General features: G+C 44.5%; 16 protein-coding genes and 5 tRNA genes. 11 read left to right on the top strand and 10 right to left on the bottom strand.

Annotated elements, in window-relative coordinates:
- The first annotated feature begins 5 nt into the window (after positions 1–5).
- From LQ983_RS07795 to mfd, 5 genes are all read left to right on the top strand, one after another.
- The gene (locus LQ983_RS07795) at positions 6–1,109 is read left to right on the top strand and encodes a PhoH family protein (protein WP_230622261.1); all 1,104 of its coding nucleotides are present in this window, start codon (positions 6–8) and stop codon (positions 1,107–1,109) included.
- Between the two features lie 55 nt (positions 1,110–1,164).
- A complete protein-coding gene (ybeY, locus tag LQ983_RS07800) occupies positions 1,165–1,629 on the top strand; it encodes an rRNA maturation RNase YbeY (protein WP_230622262.1) in 465 nt (154 codons plus the stop codon).
- Positions 1,626–3,560 carry a tRNA(Met) cytidine acetyltransferase TmcA gene (locus LQ983_RS07805; protein ID WP_230622263.1) on the top strand — a complete coding sequence of 645 codons (1,935 nt, stop codon included), beginning with the start codon at positions 1,626–1,628 and terminating at the stop codon, positions 3,558–3,560. Before ybeY ends, LQ983_RS07805 begins: the two co-directional genes overlap by 4 nt.
- Positions 3,561–3,611: 51 nt before the next feature.
- Positions 3,612–3,788 carry a DUF5363 domain-containing protein gene (locus tag LQ983_RS07810; RefSeq protein WP_165817763.1) on the top strand — a complete coding sequence of 59 codons (177 nt, stop codon included), beginning with the start codon at positions 3,612–3,614 and terminating at the stop codon, positions 3,786–3,788.
- Between the two features lie 124 nt (positions 3,789–3,912).
- Entirely contained in the window at positions 3,913–7,362 is a 3,450-nt protein-coding gene (mfd, locus tag LQ983_RS07815; protein ID WP_230622264.1) for a transcription-repair coupling factor, read from the top strand.
- A gap of 146 nt (positions 7,363–7,508) precedes the next feature.
- On the opposite strand, the gene LQ983_RS07820 is transcribed toward mfd, so the two are convergent.
- A tRNA-Ser gene (locus LQ983_RS07820) sits at positions 7,509–7,598 on the bottom strand.
- A gap of 92 nt (positions 7,599–7,690) precedes the next feature.
- Entirely contained in the window at positions 7,691–10,552 is a 2,862-nt protein-coding gene (gene rne, locus LQ983_RS07825) for a ribonuclease E (RefSeq protein ID WP_230622265.1), read from the bottom strand.
- 466 nt (positions 10,553–11,018) lie between these two features.
- Between rne and rluC the strand changes: the two genes are divergently transcribed.
- Entirely contained in the window at positions 11,019–11,978 is a 960-nt protein-coding gene (gene rluC, locus LQ983_RS07830) for a 23S rRNA pseudouridine(955/2504/2580) synthase RluC (protein WP_230622266.1), read from the top strand.
- Positions 11,979–12,086: 108 nt separating this feature from the next.
- On the opposite strand, the gene trxA is transcribed toward rluC, so the two are convergent.
- From trxA to LQ983_RS07845, 3 genes are all read right to left on the bottom strand, one after another.
- Positions 12,087–12,410 (bottom strand): thioredoxin, encoded by a 324-nt coding sequence (gene trxA, locus LQ983_RS07835; RefSeq protein ID WP_006719089.1) that lies wholly within the window; start codon positions 12,408–12,410, stop codon positions 12,087–12,089.
- Positions 12,411–12,506: 96 nt separating this feature from the next.
- Positions 12,507–13,502: a 2-hydroxyacid dehydrogenase gene (locus tag LQ983_RS07840; RefSeq protein WP_230622267.1), complete on the bottom strand. Its 996-nt coding sequence runs from the start codon at positions 13,500–13,502 to the stop codon at positions 12,507–12,509.
- A gap of 23 nt (positions 13,503–13,525) precedes the next feature.
- Positions 13,526–14,635, bottom strand: a complete 1,110-nt coding sequence (locus LQ983_RS07845) for a methionine biosynthesis PLP-dependent protein (RefSeq protein ID WP_230622268.1) — start codon at positions 14,633–14,635, stop codon at positions 13,526–13,528.
- Between the two features lie 240 nt (positions 14,636–14,875).
- Between LQ983_RS07845 and LQ983_RS07850 the strand changes: the two genes are divergently transcribed.
- From LQ983_RS07850 to LQ983_RS07860, 3 genes are all read left to right on the top strand, one after another.
- Positions 14,876–14,951 (top strand) — tRNA-Gly (locus tag LQ983_RS07850).
- Between the two features lie 7 nt (positions 14,952–14,958).
- Positions 14,959–15,032, top strand: a tRNA-Cys gene (locus LQ983_RS07855).
- Positions 15,033–15,063: 31 nt separating this feature from the next.
- Positions 15,064–15,150 (top strand) — tRNA-Leu (locus LQ983_RS07860).
- Positions 15,151–15,315: 165 nt separating this feature from the next.
- Here the strand turns inward: LQ983_RS07860 and lysC are convergent.
- The 3 genes from lysC to LQ983_RS07875 all read right to left on the bottom strand — a co-directional run bounded on the left by lysC (position 15,316) and on the right by LQ983_RS07875 (position 18,730).
- Positions 15,316–16,668, bottom strand: coding sequence for a lysine-sensitive aspartokinase 3 (gene lysC, locus LQ983_RS07865; protein ID WP_230622269.1), 1,353 nt, complete (start codon positions 16,666–16,668; stop codon positions 15,316–15,318).
- A gap of 119 nt (positions 16,669–16,787) precedes the next feature.
- Complete coding sequence (gene proA, locus LQ983_RS07870; protein ID WP_230622270.1) at positions 16,788–18,050, bottom strand: glutamate-5-semialdehyde dehydrogenase; 1,263 nt, start codon at positions 18,048–18,050, stop codon at positions 16,788–16,790.
- An 8-nt stretch (positions 18,051–18,058) separates the two neighbouring features.
- Positions 18,059–18,730 carry a trimeric intracellular cation channel family protein gene (locus LQ983_RS07875; RefSeq protein ID WP_212509876.1) on the bottom strand — a complete coding sequence of 224 codons (672 nt, stop codon included), beginning with the start codon at positions 18,728–18,730 and terminating at the stop codon, positions 18,059–18,061.
- A 211-nt stretch (positions 18,731–18,941) separates the two neighbouring features.
- Between LQ983_RS07875 and LQ983_RS07880 the strand changes: the two genes are divergently transcribed.
- The gene (locus tag LQ983_RS07880) at positions 18,942–19,748 is read left to right on the top strand and encodes a hypothetical protein (RefSeq protein WP_230622271.1); all 807 of its coding nucleotides are present in this window, start codon (positions 18,942–18,944) and stop codon (positions 19,746–19,748) included.
- Positions 19,749–19,849: 101 nt separating this feature from the next.
- On the opposite strand, the gene fbp is transcribed toward LQ983_RS07880, so the two are convergent.
- Positions 19,850–20,854 carry a class 1 fructose-bisphosphatase gene (gene fbp / locus LQ983_RS07885; protein WP_006719080.1) on the bottom strand — a complete coding sequence of 335 codons (1,005 nt, stop codon included), beginning with the start codon at positions 20,852–20,854 and terminating at the stop codon, positions 19,850–19,852.
- Positions 20,855–21,008: 154 nt separating this feature from the next.
- Here fbp and mpl point away from each other — a divergent pair, with 154 nt between their 5' ends.
- Positions 21,009–22,382, top strand: coding sequence for a UDP-N-acetylmuramate:L-alanyl-gamma-D-glutamyl-meso-diaminopimelate ligase (gene mpl / locus LQ983_RS07890; protein ID WP_230622272.1), 1,374 nt, complete (start codon positions 21,009–21,011; stop codon positions 22,380–22,382).
- A 50-nt stretch (positions 22,383–22,432) separates the two neighbouring features.
- Here mpl and LQ983_RS07895 read toward each other — a convergent pair.
- Positions 22,433–22,509 (bottom strand) — tRNA-Met (locus tag LQ983_RS07895).
- Positions 22,510–22,719 lie beyond the last annotated feature (210 nt).

The raw sequence follows: 22,719 nt of genomic DNA on the forward strand, positions 1-22,719 counted from the left end.
GAATTTTGACCGAACAAGTTACTCAAACCTTTACCTTGGAACCGCAAGATAACGAGCGTTTACGTTCGTTGTGTGGCGCGGGAGATGAACACCTTTCTTTAATCGAAAAATATTTCAATCTTTCCATTGGCCGCCGAGGTTTTACTTTTACATTGCAATCGCAAGGGGAAAATCCATCGGCGCATGTTCAGCACCTTGTGCAAAGTGCGGTGGATTTAATTCGCGATTTATATGCGCAAACCGCGCCGGTGCGTGGGCAGATAAAAGAGTTAGATTTGGAAGATGTGCACATGGCGTTGGTGGAAAGCCGTATTTTAGAACAAGACACCGAACCAACCCGTTCTGAAAGCAAGGTGTACAGCACGACGATTAAAACCAAAAGAGGATTAATCAAACCACGCGGACCAAATCAAATTCAGTATTTGCACAATATTTTGCGTTATGACATCAGTTTCGGTATTGGGCCTGCGGGGACGGGAAAAACCTTTTTAGCGGTTGCCGCCGCGGTAGAAGCCTTAGAACGACAGGAAATTCGTCGTATTTTGTTAACTCGCCCTGCGGTGGAAGCCGGTGAAAAACTGGGGTTCCTACCGGGCGATTTAGGACAAAAGATCGAGCCATATTTGCGCCCGCTCTATGATGCGTTATTTGAAATGTTAGGTTTTGAGCGCGTGCAAAAACTCATGGAACGCAATGTGATTGAAATTGCGCCGTTGGCGTATATGCGCGGTCGAACTTTAAACGACAGCTTTATTATTTTGGACGAAAGTCAAAATACCACCGTAGAACAAATGAAAATGTTTTTGACCCGCATCGGCTTTAATTCGAAAGCGGTAATTACCGGCGACATTACGCAAATCGACTTGCCTCGTTCGCAAAAATCCGGTTTGCGTCATGCCATTGAAGTGTTGTCCGGCGTGGAAGAATTAAGTTTTAATTACTTCGACAGCAAAGACATTGTGCGCCATCCGGTGGTGGCGAAAGTGGTGCAGGCGTATGACGCTTGGGATGCGCAGCAAGAAATTCGTCGCCACGAATTGGCGGAGCAACGTAAAGCAGAACGTGAAGAAAAAACAGAGCGCCAAGAAAAAGCCGAGCGCGAAGAATAAACTGAGAGAGAAGAAAAAGTGCGGTCAGAAATTACAATGAATTTAGGAGAGCAACATGGGTAAGATGATCATTGATTTACAAATCGCTTGTGAACAAGAAACCGGCTTGCCAACAGCAGAACAAATTGAACAATGGGCGACAGCCGCCGTACAACCGCAAAGCGATGAAGTGGAAATGACCGTGCGCATTGTAGATGAAGCGGAAAGCCATGCCTTAAATCTGAATTATCGCGGCAAAGATCGCCCGACCAATGTGTTGTCTTTCCCTTTTGAATGCCCCGATGAAGTGGAGCTGCCGTTACTCGGCGACTTGGTGATTTGTCGTCAAGTGGTGGAGCGTGAAGCGCAGGAACAAGAAAAACCTCTCATGGCGCATTGGGCGCACATGGTGGTACACGGCAGTTTGCATTTACTTGGTTACGATCACATTGAAGATGATGAGGCGGAGGAAATGGAAAGCCTGGAAACCCAAATCATGACGGGGCTGGGCTTTGCGGATCCGTATTTAAGCGAGAAATGAGCCGAGCACTCCTCATTTTAGTGGGCGAGGATGACTTCCTTGCCCACCAATTAAACCACAACCTTTCACTTAAAAGTGCGGTCTGGATTGGCGATGTTTCACCGCACTTTGCCACCCAATCCTCTTTTCCTTTTAGCAAAACGAAAAATCTGCTCGGCAGTGAATTTCCTGCCATCATTTATGACGCACGACAAGGCATTCACTTGGATGCCCTCGCCATTGCGGCAGGTACGTTGCAGGATGGTGGTCAGCTATTATTGTTGTTGAATCATTGGGCGGATTTAGCCAACCAACCGGACTGTGACAGCCTGCGTTGGTCGGGCGAAAAATACGCCATAAACACACCGCACTTTATCGCCTTTTTACAAGAAAAAATCGCAAAATACGGTTTTCCTGTTTATCAAAATACGCTGTTAAATCTTGCGCCGCCAACGTCTCCTAAAGAACGTTCAACCCATGGCCAACCCACTTTAGAGCAAGCTCATTTATTGCAACAAATGGCGGAAGCCGAGGAAGCGATTTTAATCGTCACGGCAAAACGTGGGCGTGGAAAATCGGCGTTAGCGGGACTCTTTGCCAAACAGCAAGTGGCACAAAACCAGCCGGTGATTCTCACTGCCCCGAATAAAAGTGCGGTCAATATTTTCAATGCATTTGCCGGGGTGGACATCACCTTTATGCCGCCTGATGAACTCAGTCAACACGTCAGCGACGCGCCACAACAATTTGCCAACCATTGGTTGTTTGTGGACGAAGCGGCAATGATTCCGCTAGACATATTATTTCGTTTAACCAATGCTTTTAAACGCGTTGTGTTGACGACCACTATTCATAGCTATGAAGGCACGGGCAGAGGCTTCTTATTAAAATTCATAGCGAAAACCGACCGCACTTTGCGTCATTTTGAACTGTTTACGCCGTTACGTTGGCAGGCAGATGACAAACTGGAAGCGTTTATTGATGACCTGTTGCTGTGCGATTGCGAAGATCGTCTGCCACAACCGCCTTATGATGGGGAGCTTGCGGAGCAGATGCAAATTTCTCATTGTGAACAGATTCCTCATGATCAAATGGAATCTGTTTACGGCTTGTTGACCTTGGCGCATTATCGAACCTCGCCTTTGGATTTACGCCGTTTATTGGATGCGCCACAGCAGCAATTTTACCTTGCTCACGCGCAGGATGCCTTGCTTGGTTGCGTATGGGCGGTGCCGGAAGGCGGGTTGGCGGACAACACGTTAATTCGCCAAATTCGACGTGGAGAACGTCGCCCGCGTGGCAATTTAGTGGCGCAAATGCTGTGTTTCCAAGCCGGGTTGGAGGAGACGTGTGAATTGCGCTCTCTGCGCATTTCCCGTATCGCTGTGCAACCCAACTGGCAACAACAGGGGCTTGGACAACGTTTAATTGCGCAGATGAAACAACAGATAAAACAACAGGGCGCAGTGGATTTTCTTTCCGTCAGTTTTGGTTACACACCGGAACTGCTCGCATTCTGGCAAAAGTGCGGTTTCATTTTGGTGCATTTTAGCGAAAGCAAAGAAGCCAGCAGCGGTTGTTATTCCGTGGTGGCGTTGTGTCCGTTGAGTGAGGAAGGGCGAGCATTCGTGCAACAGGCAGAAAAACAATTTCAGCGCAATTTGCCTCTTTCTTTACATCCTCTGGCGATACAGTTTGATCGAACAGAAATAGATTGGGCGCTGGATAGCTCGGATTGGCAATTGTTAACCGATTTTGCTGATTTTTTCCTGCCGTTATCTTCTGCCTTGCCGTCCATTCGGCGTTTAATCAAATCGGCAGGCGAATTGCCTTTCCCCATGTTGGCAGATTATTGCAAACAGCCGGAAAAAAGACCGAATAAAAAAACATGGTTAGAAAATTGTCGCTTGGAAGTGAAGAAATGGTTGCAAAAAAATGCCGTCCTTTTATGATAACAATCTTTTAACAATTTAAAAGAAAAACGCAAAACCAAGGAGACAAAGATGAGTGAAGAAGGCAAAAAAAGTTGGGTGAAACGCGCGTGGGAAGCCTATTCTGATTTCTGTAAAGAAGCGGGTATTGAGCAAGGCACTTGTCGTGGCTGTGTGCCGGTGGTGAAGTTTGACGAAGATCCGGAACCAAAAGAGAAAAAAGAACAGAAAGAGGAAAGCGCTCACTAAGATTAGCATGCCTGGGGGATGAATTCCCCTAAGTATGACACTGTTTTTTTATACAGACTTTTATTGGAAATCCCCCCTTGTTTGAGCTAAACTAGCGACAATTTTTTTAATACATTGTCGTTTTATGCAAACTCCATTTTTTCACATCGAAATTCCAACTCAAGCACAAGATCATAAAATTTTAGCCAATATTCTGCCCGGTGCGGATAGCCTTGCCGTGAGTGAAATTGCGGCGCAGTTTAACGGGCTAACCGTCGTGGTGACGAATGACACCCGAAGTGCGGTGCGTTTAGAAAAAGAATTAGCGCAACTGAGCCCACTGAATGTCACCTTTTTCCCCGATTGGGAAACCTTGCCTTACGACAGTTTTTCGCCTCATCAAGATATTATTTCTGCCCGCTTGAGTGCTTTATTTCACTTACAACAACGCAAACAAGGCATTTTCATTTTGCCGATTGCCACGTTAATGCAACGCGTTTGCCCGCCGTCTTATTTACAACATCGGGTGTTACTGATTAACAAAGGCGACCGTTTTGTCATTGAAACGCTTCGTTTGCAATTGGAAAAATCGGGTTATCGTGCGGTGGAGCAAGTGTTGGAACATGGCGAATATGCCGTGCGAGGTGCCTTGTTGGATCTTTTCCCGATGGGAAGTGCGGTACCTTTTCGCTTAGATTTTTTTGATGATGAAATTGATTCCATTCGTACTTTTGACGTGGATACACAACGCACGTTGCAGGAAATCGATCAAATCAATTTATTGCCGGCACACGAATTTCCAACGGATAACCAAGGCATTGAATTTTTCCGCAGCCAATTCCGCGCGGCGTTTGGTGAAATTCGACGGGATCCGGAACATATTTATCAACAAATCAGCAAAGGCACGTTGGCGGCAGGGATTGAATATTGGCAGCCTTTATTCTTTGAAGAAATGGCGACCTTATTTGATTATTTCCCGGCGAATACGCTATTTATTACCAGCGAGCAAAATCAAACGCAGGGTGAGCGTTTTTATGCGGATGCGGAACAACGTTTTGAGAGCCGTCGCGTCGATCCGATGCGTCCGTTATTGTCGCCCGATAAACTTTGGTTGCGCATTGACGAAGTGAATCGTCAGTTTAAAAATTATCCTTCCATTGCCTTAAAAACGGAAAAAGTGCGGTCGTCCGCACGGCAGAAAAATTTGGCCATTACGCCGTTACCACCACTGACCATTCAATCGCAACAAAAAGAACCGTTACATCAGTTACGCCAATTTATTGAGCATTTTAAAGGCAATATTTTATTTATCGTGGAAACGGAAGGTCGCCGTGAAACCTTGTTAAGCCTGCTTGCACCGCTAAAACTGAAACCAAAACAAATCTCTTCTTTGGCACAGGCGATGGAAGAAAAATTGGTTTTAATGGTTAGCCCGTTGGAGCATGGTTTTATTATTGAACAGGATGTGCCCCTTGCCATTATTTGTGAATCGGAATTGCTTGGCGAACGTGTTCAACAACGGCAGCGGGATAAATCCCGCACGGTGAACCCCGATACGTTGATTCGCAACCTTGCCGAATTGCAAATCGGTCAGCCGGTCGTGCATTTGGATCATGGTGTGGGGCGCTACGGCGGTTTAGTGAGTTTAGAAAACGGTGGCATTAAAGCAGAATATTTGTTGCTCAATTATGCTAACGACTCGAAATTGTATGTGCCGGTGGCATCATTACATTTAATCAGCCGTTATGTGGGCGGTGCTGATGAAACCGCGCCGTTGCACAAGTTAGGCTCCGAAGCCTGGGGTAAAGCGCGCAGTAAAGCGGCGGAGAAAATTCGTGATGTGGCAGCGGAGTTATTGGATGTGTATGCGCAACGTGAAGCGCAAAAAGGCTTTGCGTTCCGATATGATCGTGAGGAATTCCAACAATTCACCGCTACGTTCCCGTTTGAAGAAACCCATGACCAACTTATGGCAATTAATGCCGTGATTTCCGACATGACTCAACCGAAAGCCATGGATCGCCTTGTGTGTGGCGATGTGGGTTTTGGTAAAACGGAAGTAGCGATGCGTGCTGCCTTTTTAGCGGTGATGAATCACAAACAGGTTGCCGTGTTGGTGCCGACCACCTTGTTGGCGCAACAACATTTCGATAATTTCAAAGACCGCTTCGCCAATTTGCCGGTGAACGTGGAAATGTTGTCCCGCTTTAAAACGGCGAAAGAGCAGAAACAGGTGATTCAGGATTTAGCCGACGGCAAAGTGGATATTTTGATTGGCACCCATAAAATTATTCAAGGCGACGTGCAATTCCATGATCTAGGCTTGTTGATTATTGACGAAGAACACCGTTTTGGTGTGCGCCAAAAAGAAAAAATGAAACAATTGCGTGCCAATATTGATATTCTCACCCTGACGGCAACGCCGATTCCGCGTACATTAAATATGGCGATGAATGGTATTCGCGATCTTTCCATTATTTCTACGCCACCGGCACGCCGTTTAACCATTAAAACGTTTGTGCGTCAAACGGATGAATTGGTGATTCGTGAAGCCATTTTGCGTGAAATTTTGCGTGGCGGGCAGGTGTATTATTTGCATAATGACGTGGCGAGCATTGAAAATACGGCAGAAAAACTGACTGCACTTGTGCCGGAAGCGCGCGTGATTGTGGGACATGGACAAATGCGCGAACGTGAGTTGGAACGCGTGATGTCGGATTTTTATCATCAACGTTATAACGTGCTGGTGTGTTCTACCATTATTGAAACCGGTATCGATGTGCCGACGGCCAATACGATTATTATCGAGCGTGCCGACAATTTCGGTTTGGCGCAGTTGCACCAATTGCGTGGACGGGTTGGGCGCTCTCACCATCAAGCCTATGCGTATTTGCTCACACCGCCACCGAAACTGATGACGAAGGATGCGCAAAAACGCTTGGAGGCCCTGGAAAGCCTAGACAACCTCGGTGCCGGCTTTATTTTAGCCACCCACGATTTGGAAATTCGTGGTGCAGGGGAATTACTGGGCAACGAGCAAAGCGGACAAATTGAAAGCATCGGTTTTTCGCTTTACATGGAATTGTTGGAGCGTGCGGTAAAAGCCTTAAAAGAAGGTCGCGAGCCGTCATTAGACGAACTGACGCAACAACAAACTGAGATTGATTTACGGATGCCGTCGCTGTTGCCGGAGGATTATTTGGGCGATGTGAATATGCGTTTATCTTTCTATAAACGTATTGCCGGTGCGGAAAATACCGACGCGTTGGATGAATTAAAAGTGGAGCTTATCGACCGTTTCGGCAGCTTGCCACAAGCCACGCGGAATCTGTTGCAAATTGCCCAATTACGACTGGATTTAAAACCGCTCAATGTCATTCGCTTGGATGCCAATGCGCAAGGCGGGTTCATCGAATTTGCCCCGAACGCTGATTTAGACCCAATGATCTTTTTACAGTTAATCCAAAGCAATCCGGCGGTTTATCGTTTTGACGGCCCACATAAGTTCCGCTTTACCAAAGATTTAACGGATTACAAAGTGCGGTTAGAATTTGTGACGGATTTGGTCAAAGAATTAATCAAGAAAGAAGGGTGATAAATTCATCTCGATGAGTTCTTATTATTGGCAAAGCGAAGGTTGAGTTTTGCCAATTTAAGAAACAAATCTAACGTGAGATAAATGCTCAGTAAAAAAGACATGTAAAAAGGCGCTAAGTTTTCACTTAGCGCCTTTTCTGAATATGGCGGAGGAATAGGGATTCGAACCCTAGGAGGGCGTAAACCCTCGCCGGTTTTCAAGACCGGTGCCTTCAACCACTCGACCATTCCTCCGTGTTTTGAGCGAGGTGAATAATACGGACTTTGCTATATCAAGTCAAGCAGTTAAATAAAAGATTCTATTTAACTGCTTTATTTTCAAACGACTAGTTTTCAGACTCGGCTTTTGTTGGTTCTGCGTAGACATGGCTGATTGCCGTATGATGTCCTGCAGCCCCTTTCCCGTAGAAATAATAGCGGGATTCTTGCCATTCTTGCACCGGATATGTTGTGATCGGCTCATCTGAGGCTTTCGCTAATGTCGAGTCAGCTTTGGTATGAGCTACCGCAGAGAAGGTTCCTACACGTCCATTGAATACATAAGTGCGGTCAATTTCGGCCATAAATTTCACATCATGCTCGGCTTTCGGTTCAAGCTGTTTTGCGATTGCCGCAGTTGGTTCTGACGTCACGTTATTGTTTAAACGTTCTAAGGACGCCTGAATTTTTTTCTCAACAGACTCATTTGCCGGTTGGGTAATAAATTCAGTTAACGGTTGGACTTCATTTTTTGCTTTCTCAACAATCATATCTAATGCCGGAACCGTAATGCTTTTCTCGGTTTCTGCAGTTGATTGATTTTGTTGTTCAAGCAATTCATCAACAGATAAGAACGGTGTTTCTTTTGGTTGATTTACTTGCGTCATATCGATCCAAACTTTACCGCTGGCTAACTCCGGAGAGGCTACCGCAGCAAATAACGGCATTGGTGATTTTTCCTGTTGGTTGCGACGACGGCGTTGGTTATTCACACGTAAATGACGTGGTAAACGACGTTGACGGGAATTATCACGATTATTGCGTTCAGGTTCATTTGAGATTTCTGTTGCTTCCGCAGAAACAATGGATTCATCTGGGGCATGAGCAACATTCGCGTTTTCAACAAATGAAACATTTTCTGCTTGGTCGGCTTGAATGTCATTTACCTCATCATAAACGCGGACTTTTTTGCGTAAGTCGCGACGTTGACGACGTTGCGCAGGTTCAGCCTTTTCTTCGGTAACCGGGGTAGAAGATTCAGGTTTAATGATTTCTTCAATCACTTCAGGCTTACGACTGCGTTTGGCGTTGCGATCTTGATGACGATTTCTAACCTCAGATTTATCCGCACTTTGTTCTTCAACAACGTTTTCCACGTTTTCGTTGCGAACACGACGGTTGTTACGACGATCTTGATTGCGACGATTACGGTTGTTAACGTTTCTGTTATTCGAACGTACTTTCTTATTTTTCTCTTCCTGTTTTGGCTCAGAAGCAAATAAACCTTTTAACGCAGCGAATAAACGGCTTAATAAAGATGGTGCTTTCGGCGCTTTACGTTCAACCGGCTCCGGTGCAGGCATTGTAATGGCCAAAGAAACCGCCGCACTTTCCACCGCCGGTGTTTCTGCTGGTGTCGCTTCAATATTACGAGAAACCAACGATTCCTCAGCAGCAAAGGTTTCGTCTTGATCTTGATGTAATTTTGCCAAATTGTAGCTTAACTCATTCACTTCTTCGCCATCACGAACACGGAACACACTGAAGTTCGGTGTTTCCATCGCCTCGTTTGGTACCACGATAATATCGACATCATGGCGTTTCTCGATGCTATGAATAGCTTTACGTTTTTCGTTTAATAAGTAAGAAGCAATTTGTACAGGAACGATGGTGTGAACCTGTTTGGTATTTTCTTTTAACGCTTCTTCTTCCAATAAACGCAAGATAGAAAGTGAAAGTGATTCGTTATCACGGATTTTACCGGTGCCTTGGCAACGCGGGCAGACGTGATGAGAGGATTCACCTAATGACGGACTCAAACGTTGGCGTGACATTTCCAATAAACCGAAGCGGGAAATACGACTAATTTGAATACGCGCGCGATCTTGACGTACGGCATCGCGAATGCGGTTTTCTACCTCACGCTGATGGCGAACCGGTGTCATGTCGATGAAGTCAATAACGATTAAACCACCCAAGTCGCGTAAGCGAAGTTGACGCGCAATTTCATCGGCGGCTTCAAGGTTAGTGTTTAATGCGGTTTCTTCGATATCGCCACCACGGGTAGAACGTGCGGAGTTAATATCAATGGCTGTCAACGCTTCAGTGGCATCAATGACAATAGAACCACCGGAAGGTAAACGCACTTCACGTTGGAAAGCGGATTCAATTTGGGATTCGATTTGATAATGACTGAACAGCGGTACTTCGCCTTGATACAATTTCACTCGATTAATGAAATCCGGACGCACTAATTTGATGTGTGCTTTCGCTTTTTCATAGACTTTCGGGCTATCAATCAGAATTTCGCCGATATCACGACGCAAATAGTCGCGAATCGCACGCACGATAACATCACTTTCTTGGTGAATTAAAAATGGTGCAGGGCGGCTTTCAGAGGCTTGTTTGATCGCCTCCCAATGGTGCAATAGCACTTTTAAGTCCCATTGCAATTCTTCCGGGGATTTACCTACACCGGCGGTGCGCACGATTAAGCCGACACCTTCAGGCACATCCAAAGAACTCAAGGCATCTTTTAATTCCAAACGCTCATCGCCTTCAATGCGACGGGAAATACCACCGGCACGTGGGTTGTTTGGCATGATCACCAAATAACTTCCGGCTAAGGAAACAAAGGTTGTCAACGCAGCACCTTTATTGCCGCGCTCTTCTTTGTTCACTTGAACAATAACTTCTTGTCCTTCAGAAATAATATCGCGAATATTCGGACGACCCTGATAGACATAATCCGCCGGGAAATATTCACGTGCAATTTCTTTTAACGGTAAAAAACCGTGACGTTCTGCGCCATAATCCACAAAAGCGGCTTCTAAACTCGGCTCAACGCGAGTGATTTTCCCTTTGTAAATATTGGCTTTTTTCTGTTCGTGACCAGGACTTTCAATGTCCAGGTCAAATAAGCGTTGTCCATCGACTAACGCAACGCGCAACTCTTCTTTTTGAGTTGCATTGATTAACATTCTTTTCATTCGTTTTCTCTTTTATCGAAAGGGGGGTATCCCCTAAAAATACGTCATCAAAAATGACCGCACTTTGCTTAGTCGCCGACCTCGTGTCTGTCGCAGAATGTCCGTCTTCCCGACTGTCATCTGCTGGGCGCATTGGCAACCTTATTCACACTCATATCATCTTGATATGTGAATAAAAACAAAACCGGTTAAAAAATGGTTTGCAAGCTGTCGCTCATATTGATGGTTAAAAATCATTGTAATAACAAAGTCTTATGCCGGATGCTGCATTGTATTCTATCAATGATAACGTGTTTATTTTAAAGCCTTTTTTATGACTCAAAAAGGCGCGTTATTATCGCTTGAATGGGGATTTTTAGCAAGGCGTTTCAGCCTTTTGTGACTATTCTTTGCAACATTCAAACTCGCCGTGCAATATGCTATGATGCTCGACAATTTTTCTGTAAAAGATCGTAATAAACACAAGATGAATGAAAAAGTAGTTAACCCGAACGTGCAATTTCTTACTATAAGCGATGATGAAGCCGGTCAGCGATTGGATAATTTTCTCCTCGCGCGCTTAAAAGGGGTGCCTAAAAGCCTGATTTATCGCATTGTACGCAAAGGCGAAGTGCGGGTGAATAAAGGCAGAAGCAAGCCGGAATATAAATTACAAGCCGAGGATGTGGTACGAATTCCGCCTGTGCGTGTGGCAGAAAAAGCACAGGACACCGTTTCTCATAAACTCACCAAAGTCGCCCAATTAGAACAACACATTATTTTTGAAGACAATTACTTATTGGTACTTAATAAGCCTTCCGGTATTGCTGTGCATGGTGGTAGCGGGCTTGATTTCGGTGTGATTGAAGCACTACGAGCACTCCGTCCGGAAGCCCGTTTCTTGGAATTGGTTCACCGCTTGGATCGTGACACCTCGGGGATTTTATTGGTAGCGAAAAAGCGTTCTGCTTTACGTTATTTACATGAGCAGTTGCGTGAAAAAACGATCCAAAAGGATTATTTGGCACTGGTGCGTGGTCAGTGGCAATCACACTGTAAAGTGGTGCAGGCACCGCTGTTGAAAAATGAGCTGTCGAGCGGCGAGCGTATTGTAAAAGTCAGTGAGCAAGGTAAACCGTCGGAAACCCGCTTTTCTGTAGAAGAGCGTTACCTAAATGCCACGTTGGTTAAAGCGTCACCGGTCACCGGGCGAACCCATCAAATCCGCGTACATACGCAATATGCTGGACATCCCATTGCTTTAGATAGTAAATATGGCGACAAAGTATTCGATCAACAAATGGCAGAATTGGGCTTGAATCGTTTATTCTTGCATGCGTATTCTATTCGTTTTGAACATCCGCACAGTGGTGAAACGTTGCGTTTGACAGCGCAGTTGGATGATAAAATGAAAGGGATCTTAAAACGGTTGCGTGAAATGAAGTAAAGTGCGGTGGATTTTCCGTGCATTTTGAAAATACTGAAAAAAACGACCGCACTTTAAACGGCAGAAAACAAAAACGCCAAGCAAAAGCTTGGCGTTTTTATGTTTAAATTAAATATTTTGATTGATAAATGCAGCCAATTGATTTTTTGGTAATGCACCCACTTGAGTGGCAACCGGTTTACCATCTTTAAACAAGAGTAATGTTGGGATGCTGCGCACACCGAATTGCATTGGGGTAGCTTGGTTGTCATCAATATTGATTTTCACAATTTTCACTTTACCATCAAATTCGGCTGCCAAATCGTCAAGGATTGGGGCAATCATTTTGCAAGGGCCACACCATGGTGCCCAGAAATCTAATAATACCGGCACGTCTGAATTTAATACGTCTGCAACGAAAGTCGCATCGCTGGAATGTAATACTTCACTCATATTCTTTCCTTAATTTGTTAATGTATTGTTATTTAAAACTTACGCATAATAACATAGCGCATAGCGAATAACATGTATTAGTTTAATCGCTAAAAGCTAAGAAGGCAAAACTACATTGTCGCAAGGCTTGCCTTTGCCGATGGTGTAAATGTTCGATAAGGTGACATCGGCAATGCTGGTGAGTGCTTCTTCCGTTAAAAACGCTTGGTGTCCGGTCAACAATACGTTGTGACAGGAAGACAAACGACGGAACACATCATCTTGAATTACTTCGTTCGATTTATCTTCAAAGAATAAATCTCTTTCATTTTCATAAACATCCATGCCTAAAGCGCCGATTTTACGTTGTTTTAACGCATCAATGGCCGCTTGCGTATCAATGAGCGTGCCACGACTGGTGTTGATGATCATCACGCCATCTTTCATTTTGGCAAAGGCATCACGGTTGAGTAAATGGTAGTTTTCCGGTGTCGCCGGGCAATGTAATGTAATCACATGAGCGCGATGATAAAGTTCATCCAAGGTGACATATTCCGCGCCTAACTCTTCTGCTAGCGGATTTTTAAACGGATCGTAGGCTAAAATCTGCATGCCAAAACCTTTGAGAATGCGAATGACGGCAAGGCCGATTTTCCCTGTGCCGACCACGCCGACGGTTCGCCCATGCATATTAAAGCCGATCAGTCCCTCTAAAGAAAAATTCGCCTCACGTGTGCGTTGATAGGCACGGTGAATACGGCGATTTAATGTCATCATCAACCCAACAGTATGTTCTGCCACGGCTTCCGGGGAATATGCCGGCACGCGAACGACCGTTAAGCCAAGTTCTTGTGCGGCTTTTAAGTCTACGTTGTTAAATCCGGCGCAACGTAAAGCAATAATTTTTACCCCAAGTGCGGAGAGTTTTTCCAACACTTTTCGGCTGCCGTCATCATTCACGAAAATACATACGGCTTCACAGTGTTCCGCCATTTTGGCTGTGCGTTCACTGAGCATAAAATCGTAAAATTCCAACTCTAAACCATACTTAGCGTTAATTAACTCTAAATATTTTCGGTCGTAACTTTTTGTACTATATACTGCAACTTTCATTTTGCCCTCCCAATACGTTAAGTTTATTTAAATTGTGCGAATGCCTGTGTTAAATCTGCTTTGATATCTTCTATATTTTCTAAGCCAACGGAAAAACGTAACAGATCATTCGTGATCCCACGTGTAATGCGCTCTGCTTCCGGAATATCCATGTGTGTTTGGGTTGCCGGATAGGTGATGAAACTTTCTGTGCCACCAAGGCTTTCGGCAAAGGTGATGAGTTTAATTGCTTTTAAGAACGTATTTACCCAGGTTTCATTTTGCAAGCGGAAAGACAACATGCCGCCTTTGTTTGGGTACAACACATCTTTTACTTGTGGCTGTTGACGTAAAAAGTCGGCAACGGCGGTCGCATTTTCTTGATGACGTTGCATGCGCAGAGCCAAGGTTTTCATACCACGAATGGTTAGCCAAGAGTCAAACGGTGATAACACAGGGCCGGCACCGTTCTGAATATAAAACAGTCGATCGCAAAGTTCTTTTCCTTTGGCTACGATTAAACCGACTAAAACATCATTATGTCCTGCAAGGTATTTTGTGCCGCTGTGAACCACAATATCCGCACCATGCTCCATTGGGCGGAACAATACCGGTGTTAAAAATGTATTATCAACGATCAGTAATAAATTGTGGCGTTTGGCAACCTGTGCAATGGCATCCACATCGCATTCTTCCATTAATGGATTGGAGGGGGTTTCAATAAAAATCGCTTTTGTATTCGGGGTAATTGCGGCTTCAATAGCTTGTACGGAAGCAGTGTTCACATAAACCGGTTTAACACCGTGGGTGTTTTTATAGCAAAAATCCAATAAGCGATAAGTACCGCCATAGACATCACTGGAAACAATCCATTCATCCGGTGCGGTAAATAACGACATCAATAATTGAATAGCCGCCATGCCGGAAGAGCAGGCAAATCCGCGTTCACCTTTTTCTAACTGAGCGATGGTTTCTTCGAGTACGGCACGCGTTGGATTTTTGGTTCGGGTATAGTCAAATCCCGTGCTTTCACCAATGCCGTGATGGCCGTAAGCAGTAGAAAGAAAAATTGGCGTAGAAACAGCACCAGTGCGCTCGTCAGTGCGATTTCCTGCTTGGGCTAATAAGGTATCAATTGCATATTTTTGCGTCATAAATCTCTCCGAGAAAATAAAAAAATTTTGCACCGCACTTTAAGAAAAAGCGGATTTCATTTTGGCATAAAGTTCTTTTTGATAAAAGGAGATTTTCTAATACCTTGATTGCAAAAATTAAAATGAAATGCCGTTAAATTTTAATATTTTGCAGTTTTTTTCAACAAACTCACTGATTTCTGAAATTGTTTGTTGACAGTTTTAGAGAAGTCAGTAAAATGCAGCGCACTAACAGCAGATGCGGGAATAGCTCAGTTGGTAGAGCACGACCTTGCCAAGGTCGGGGTCGCGAGTTCGAGCCTCGTTTCCCGCTCCAAACTAACGGCGTGTTAGCAAAGCGGTTATGCACTGGATTGCAAATCCATGTAGCTCGGTTCGACTCCGGGACACGCCTCCATAACCATCCAACGCAGTTAGTAAATCACTCAGCCCGAGTGGTGGAATCGGTAGACACAAGGGATTTAAAATCCCTCGCCTTTCGAGGCGTGCCAGTTCAAGTCTGGCCTCGGGCACCATTTTATGGTAGAGAAAATAACAATAAGAAACAGTCGCGAAAGCGGCTTTTTTTGTGTCTGAAATTTGTTACCGTTCTAATTGTTGTAAAAAAATTCCTAAAAAAAGACCGCACTTTAAGTTTTTATTGATACTTAAAAGGGCGGTCTTTTTTTCAAATGTTTTTCTTATTCAAATAATGCCTTATGTAGCAAACGAACAATCTCATCGGCTTTATCGCTGTCTGCCAACAAGCAAATATTGTTGGTGCTGGCGCCGTAACTGATCATGCGAATGTTGTACGCATCCAATGTTTCAAAAATACGTTTGGCGACACCGGAGGCCGTGTGGAGTTCATTGCCGATTAAGGCGACCAAAGACAAGCCGGTATCCACTTTCACCGTGCAGAATTGGCTTAATTCTTCGATTAATTCCTGAGAGAGTAAGCTGTTACCGGAAGCGGCTGAACCCATTTTATCCAAGGTTAAGGCAACGCTAACTTCTGATGTTGTGATGGTGTCTACTGAGATTTTGTGTTTGGCTAAAATCGTGAAAATATTCGCTAAGAAACCTTGTGCATACAGCATATTTAAGCTGGAGAGTGTGAGCAAGGTTTGGTCACGACGTAGGGCGATTGCACGGAACGTCGGGCGAGGTTGCGGATTGCGGGTCACCCAAGTGCCGCCGTCTTGTGGCGCTTTGCTGGAACCGACATAGACCGGGATATTGCTACGCACCGCAGGGAGTAAGGTTGCCGGGTGCAACACTTTCGCACCGAAGGTTGCCATTTCCGCCGCTTCGGAAAAACTCATGGTATCAATGCGTTGTGCGTTTGACACGATGCGAGGATCGGTGGTGTAAATGCCGGCAACATCGGTCCAAATCAACACATCTTGTGCGTTTAATACTTCCGCTAATAGCGCCGCAGAATAGTCGCTACCGCCACGTCCTAAGGTGGTCGTTTTACCTTGTTCATCACGCCCGATAAAACCTTGGGTAATGACTAATTCACCGCGCTCGATTAACGGTTTCAATACGTTATTGCAGTTTTGACGGGTTTGTTCATCATTTGGTGCGGCTTTGCCGAAATGGCTGTTTGTGACAACAATAGTACGCACATCCAACCAAGTGGCTTCAATTTGTAATTCACGCAACACTTCCACAAAAATCAAGGAAGACATCATTTCACCGTGGCTGATTAATTCATCGGTTAATGCCAAGGAGGTGGCTAAATTTGCGGCTTCCGCCAATGAGGTGATATTGGCTAATAAGGCTTCGATTTTTGGACGCACGCGACTGTCGTCTTTTAATTCTGTCAAAATGTTTTCTTGAATTTGACGCACTTCATTCAGCAATTTATTGCGTTCCGGTTCTTCACAACCGTTTGCTAAGGCGACCAATAAGTTGGTGATACCGGCAGAAGCAGAGAGAACAACAACGCGAGTATTGGGATCAGCAATCACGATGTTGGCACAAGATTGCATGGCAGGGTAGTTGGCGACGCTGGTGCCACCGAATTTAGCGACGGAAAGATGAGACATAAAAAAACTCCGATAAATAAGTATGATTTGTGTGTTTACTCTACAAATACTGATTTACCGGAGTTTTGTCAAACAATTAATTTTAATTTTTAAATAATATTTAAAAAATACTCTCTTTTTTAAGAACGGATCGAATAATCGCCTACGCACACCCATTTATAGGTGGTGAGTGCCTCTAATCCCATGGGGCCGCGGGCGTGTAATTTTTGTGTGCTTACCGCTACTTCTGCGCCTAAACCAAATTGTCCGCCGTCAGTAAAACGGGTGCTGGCATTGACATAAACCGCCGCCGAATCTACTTGCGCGATAAATTGCTGCGCCTGCTTTTGCGAAGAGGTCAAAATACTGTCGGAGTGTTGACTGCCATATTGACGAATATGGGCGATGGCTTGTGCTAAATCTTCGACGACAACTACATTTAAATCCAATGACAGCCATTCTTGTTTCAGTTCATCTTCCACCAATGGCGCCACATTGGCACCGGCTTTTTGCAACAAGAAAAGTGCGGTTGGATCTGCGTGTAATTTTACGTTTTTCTCTTTCAACGTTTCTGCCAGTTTAGGTAAAAAGTCATTTGCAATGCTGCGTTGTACCAACAGCGTTTCCAAAGTGTTACAGGTGCTCGGACGCTGTGTTTTTGCATTGAAAATCACCGGCAGGGCTTTTTCCAAATCGGCGGTTTCCTCAATGAACATATGGCAAACGCCGATACCGCCGACAATCACCGGAATGGTGGAATGTTCTTTTGCTAATTGATGCAATGCTCCACCACCACGAGGGATGATCATGTCCACATATTGGTCTAATTTCAGTAATTCCATGACCAGCGCACGATCGGGATCAGTAATGGCTTGAACCGCCGCTTTAGGTAAGCCGGCACGCGCTAAGGCGGTTTGCACCACGTCCACCAAGATTTTATTAGAATGTTGTGTTTCTTTGCCGCCGCGTAGAATGACGGCGTTGCCGGTTTTTAAGCAGAGACTTGCCACATCAATCGTCACATTCGGACGCGCTTCGTAGATCGTACCGATAACCCCTAAAGGCACGCGAACACGTTCAATTTTGACACCGCTATCTAACACACCGCCGTCAATAAGTTGCCCAACAGGATCCGTCAAAGAAATCACATGGCGCACGTCATTAGCTATACCCTGTAAACGCTCAGGCGTTAACAATAAACGATCAATAATGGCATCGGATAAACCGTTTTGTTTAGCACTTTCGATGTCTTGCGCATTGGCGGCTAAAATACGAGCTTGTTCTTGTTCTAATTGCTCGGCGATAAACGCTAAGGCTTGATTTTTTTCGCGTTGGGAAAGTTGGGAAAGTACGAAAGCAGCCTCTTTCGCCTGTTTTCCCATTTCAATTAAATTGACGGACATCTTTTCTCCTATTTCGTTTTTTGCGGTAATTTGTCGTCTTTATGATGTGTTGAAATATCTTGTTCCTGATAATCAAAAATCGGCAGGCCCCATTCAAAGTAAATTGCCAGTAAGCGGGTAATAAAGCCGACAATCAAGGTAATGATAATGACGATGTTTTGATCTACCTGTAGATGTTGTAGACCGATGTAAATAGCGGTCGCCAATAATGCCACGCTGGCGTATAGCTCTTTCTGGAACACGAGTGGAATACGATTACACAATAAATCACGCAATACCCCGCCGAATGCGCCGGTAATAATGGCGGCAATTACGGCAATTGTCGTGCCATGCCCCATATCTAACGCGATTTGGGCACCAATAATGGAAAACACAATAAGTCCGACGGCATCCAGCACCAAGAAAATGGTGTGAAAATAACGCATGAAATGGCGAATAAAAGGCGCGATAAATACCGTTAACACCGCAGCCGAGGCAACGATAATAAAATATTCAGGATGTTTTACCCAACCTAACGGATAATGCCCTAAGAGCACATCGCGCACAGAGCCCCCACCAATGGCGGTCATGCTGGCAATAATAACGACGCCGAAAATATCCATTTTCTCTCGACCTGCGGCAAGGGCACCGGTAATGGCTTCGGCGGTGATACCAATGATGTAAAGAATGCTGAGCAGCATAAGGTTCCTTAAAGTGCGGTGAATTTTTGCGTTATTTTAGAGAGAGAAAGGGCAAAATACCATGTTTTAGATCATAACTTTATTTTGCTTTGTGAGAATTGAAAAAACGTTGTGTTTTTCAACCGCACTTTTGTCCTAGCTTTTGACCGTTTTGGGGAATTCTTGCATAATGCACGGCAATTTTTGTCTTTGTTTATCACAAGGAAATCGTATGTCCGAAGAACAACCTAAATTTTTAACCGCACTTTTATCTTTTTTCCCCGTTTTTTTGTTACTCGTTATTGATCTTTTTGCCTTTTGGTTGCAGCCGCCGTCCAACGCAATGTCGCATTTGGCGTTTGGTGTATTAACGGCACAGCTGATTTGTCTTGTCACCTTTATTAAAGGTGAGATTTGTAATGGACAACGTTCCCGTTTAGGGCGGGTAAACCTTTATTTTGGGCTGTTTTGGGTGGTGTGGCTGTTGTTCAGTTTAGGGACAAGCTATCACCATGTATTCATGGACTTGGTTTGCCTTTGTGGCTTGGCAATGACTATCATTACATGGAAGCAACCGTTTGAGGTTAAATTACGTCATCTCTTATTAAAAATCGCCGGTTTCATCGGAATGTTGGGTGTCATTGGCTATGGCTTGATGCTGGTTGACGAAGCAAACTTCATTCAATTTAACCCCGTGGCGCAAATCCTGTTAGGGATTATTTTAGCGAATTTAGCTTTAGTGATTTCTCGCAACCGCCTGAAAGGATTTATTGCGTTGTTGATGTTAGCGGCGATTGCGTTCCTGACACTGAATGCGCTTTTTGTGTTAGCGAATTTATTCATGCTTTCTCAACAAAGTGCGGTGGTTTTTACCAACGAATTTGCTTTGTTACTTTATCTCTTATTGCATTTAGTGATGGCAGCCATGTTGGCAATCCATGTTTTCAAAAAATGGGCGTTGTCTTATAACAGTCTTCTTATTCTTTTACTTATGACGGCCAGTTTGCCGCTATGGGCGAGTTTTGCGTATTTGGTGTAATGCGTTATTTAGGTAAGAAAAAACCTCCTCAGAATTGAGGAGGTTTTTTTATGAACGTTTCTTTAAATGAAATGCTTTATTTTCTGACCGCACTTAATTGATTACTCTTTAAAATCACGCATTAATTGTTCGGCTTTTTTCACCATTTCTCTGGAGCCGATGAAAAGTGGAACGCGTTGATGTAATGCAGTCGGTTGAATATCCAAAATGCGATTATAACCGTCACTTGCCACGCCGCCGGCTTGTTCTGCCAAGAATGCCATTGGGTTGCCTTCATAGAGTAAACGCAATTTGCCGTTGGGGTAGTTTGTTGCACTTGGATAAATATAGATGCCGCCTTTAAGCATGTTGCGGTGGAAGTCAGACACCAAAGAACCGATATAACGAGAAGTGTAAGGACGTTGAGTTTCTTTATCTTCTTCTTGGCAATATTTCAGGTATTTTTTCACGCCTACCGGGAATTTGAGGTATTGCCCTTCGTTAATGGAATAAATTTTACCGGTTTTTGGAATTTGAATGTTTTCATGAGATAGGCAGAACACACCGAGTGATGGGTCGTAAGTAAAGCCGTTTACACCATTCCCCGTGGTATAAACCAACATGGTGGAGGAGCCATACACGATATAACCTGCAGCCACTTGGCGATTGCCCGGTTGCATGAAGTCTTCCAAGGTGACCGGCGTACCTACCGGTGAAATGCGGCGATAAATGGAGAAAATGGTACCGACGGCAACGTTAACATCAATGTTGGAGGAACCGTCCAATGGGTCGGTTAAAATGACGTATTTTGCATTACGACCGCGCTCTGTATCAAAGGCAATGAAATTTTCTTCTTCTTCGGAAGCAAAACCGGCCACTTCTTCGCGGCTCATAAGGGCCTGTTTCATCGTGTTATGAGCGAATAAGTCTAATTTCATCTGCGCTTCGCCTTGCACATTTTCTACACCGGAATTACCGATAATATTGTTAGTTAAGCCGGCTTTGTTGATATCACGGTGAATCACTTTTGCCACTAAGCGAATGGAGGACAAAATGCCACTTAATTCCCCTTTAGCATTTGGGTATTCCGCTTGTTTTTCTACAATAAATTCGCCTAACGTTTTCATACTTTTTCCTTATTTGATGAATAAATTTACTCAAATCGTAACTTGGCTTATTATAACATCCTCATTTTCAGATGATTAAAAAGATTCCTATTTCTGTGATTCACAACACATTTTTCGCGTTTACATCAGAAATTGGAATGCATAAGGACTCCAAATGACAACCAAACATGTTCATATTTTAGGTATTTGCGGCACGTTTATGGGCGGTATTGCCATGATCGCCAAACAAATGGGCTACCACGTCACCGGCTCTGACACCAACGTTTACCCGCCGATGAGCACGTTCCTTGCGGAAAACAACATTGAAATCATACCGCACTTTGACCCAAGCCAACTGCAACCGGCACCGGATATGGTGATTGTGGGCAATGCCATGAAACGCGGCAATCCTTGTATTGAATATATGTTGGCAAATAACCTGCCTTATACCTCCGGGCCACAGTGGTTGCATGATCATCTATTACGTGATCGTTGGGTTCTGGCAGTGTCAGGCACCCATGGAAAAACCACTACCACCGGGATGCTGACGTGGATTTTGGAACAAAATGGTTTGCAACCGGGCTTTTTAATCGGTGGTATTGCAGGCAATTTCGGGATTTCCGCGCGTTTAGGTAAGAGCCCGTATTTCGTGATTGAAGCGGATGAATATGACACGGCATTTTTTGACAAGCGTTCTAAATTTGTGCATTACAACCCGCGGACGTTGATTATTAATAATATTGGTTTTGATCACGCGGATATTTTTGATGACTTGAAAGCCATTCAACGCCAGTTCCACCACATGATTCGCACCATTCCAAACAATGGGCGAATTCTGTCTTTTGCAAACGAAGAAAGCGTGCAACAAACTTTATCAATGGGCTGTTGGTCTGAATGCCAATATGTCGGTCACGATCAGGAATGGTATGCGGAGCGCATTAAACACGATTGCACTGAATTTGCCGTGTTCCATAACGGTGAAAAAGTGGCTGAAGTACATTGGAGCATCGTGGGTGAGCACAATATGCGTAACGGCTTAATGGCGATTGCGGCGGCGCATCATGCGGGCGTCAGTATTGAAAATGCTTGTGCCGCACTAGGGACATTTATTAACGCAAAACGCCGTTTGGAAGTGAAGGGCAATGTTCAGGGCGTGACGGTTTACGATGATTTCGCCCATCATCCAACAGAAATACAAGCTACGTTGACCGCACTTCGCGATAAAGTCGGACCACATGAGCGTATTTTCGCTGTGTTAGAGCCACGTTCTAACACGATGAAAATGGGCGTACATAAAGAGGACATCGCACCGGCATTAGAAAAAGCGGATGCGGTATTTTTATTCCAACCGGACACTATTCCGTGGAAAGTGGCGGAAATCGCTGTGCATTTAACTCAGCCGGCGTATGATAGCGATAATTTGGATGACTTTGTTCATCTCATTGCAGCTGAAGCCAAACCAACGGATCATATTTTGGTGATGTCGAACGGCAGCTTTGGTGGCATCCATCAGAAACTGTTAGACGCATTACAAAAGAAATCGGTTTAGGTGATAAGAAAAAAGGCATTCGTAAAAACGAATGCCTTTCTTTTTGAATCTGGTTGCGGGGGCCGGATTTGAACCGACGACCTTCGGGTTATGAGCCCGACGAGCTACCAAGCTGCTCCACCCCGCGTTAGAGGGCGCTAACTATACCTGTTTGAAAATGAATTGCAAGTTTAAACATAAAAATAAAGGGTGTTTGTTATAAAAATAGCCGATATGTTGTTTTTTTAAACATGAAATCTCTTTCCTATCGAGCTAAGTGTGAAAAATATGTCGAAAATCTACCGCACTTTATTGTTATCGCCCACCCGAGGCGCATATTCATTCAGCATAAATTGGT

This window comes from Aggregatibacter sp. Marseille-P9115, from assembly GCF_920939465.1.
Taxonomy (GTDB): Bacteria; Pseudomonadota; Gammaproteobacteria; order Enterobacterales; family Pasteurellaceae; genus Aggregatibacter; species Aggregatibacter segnis_B.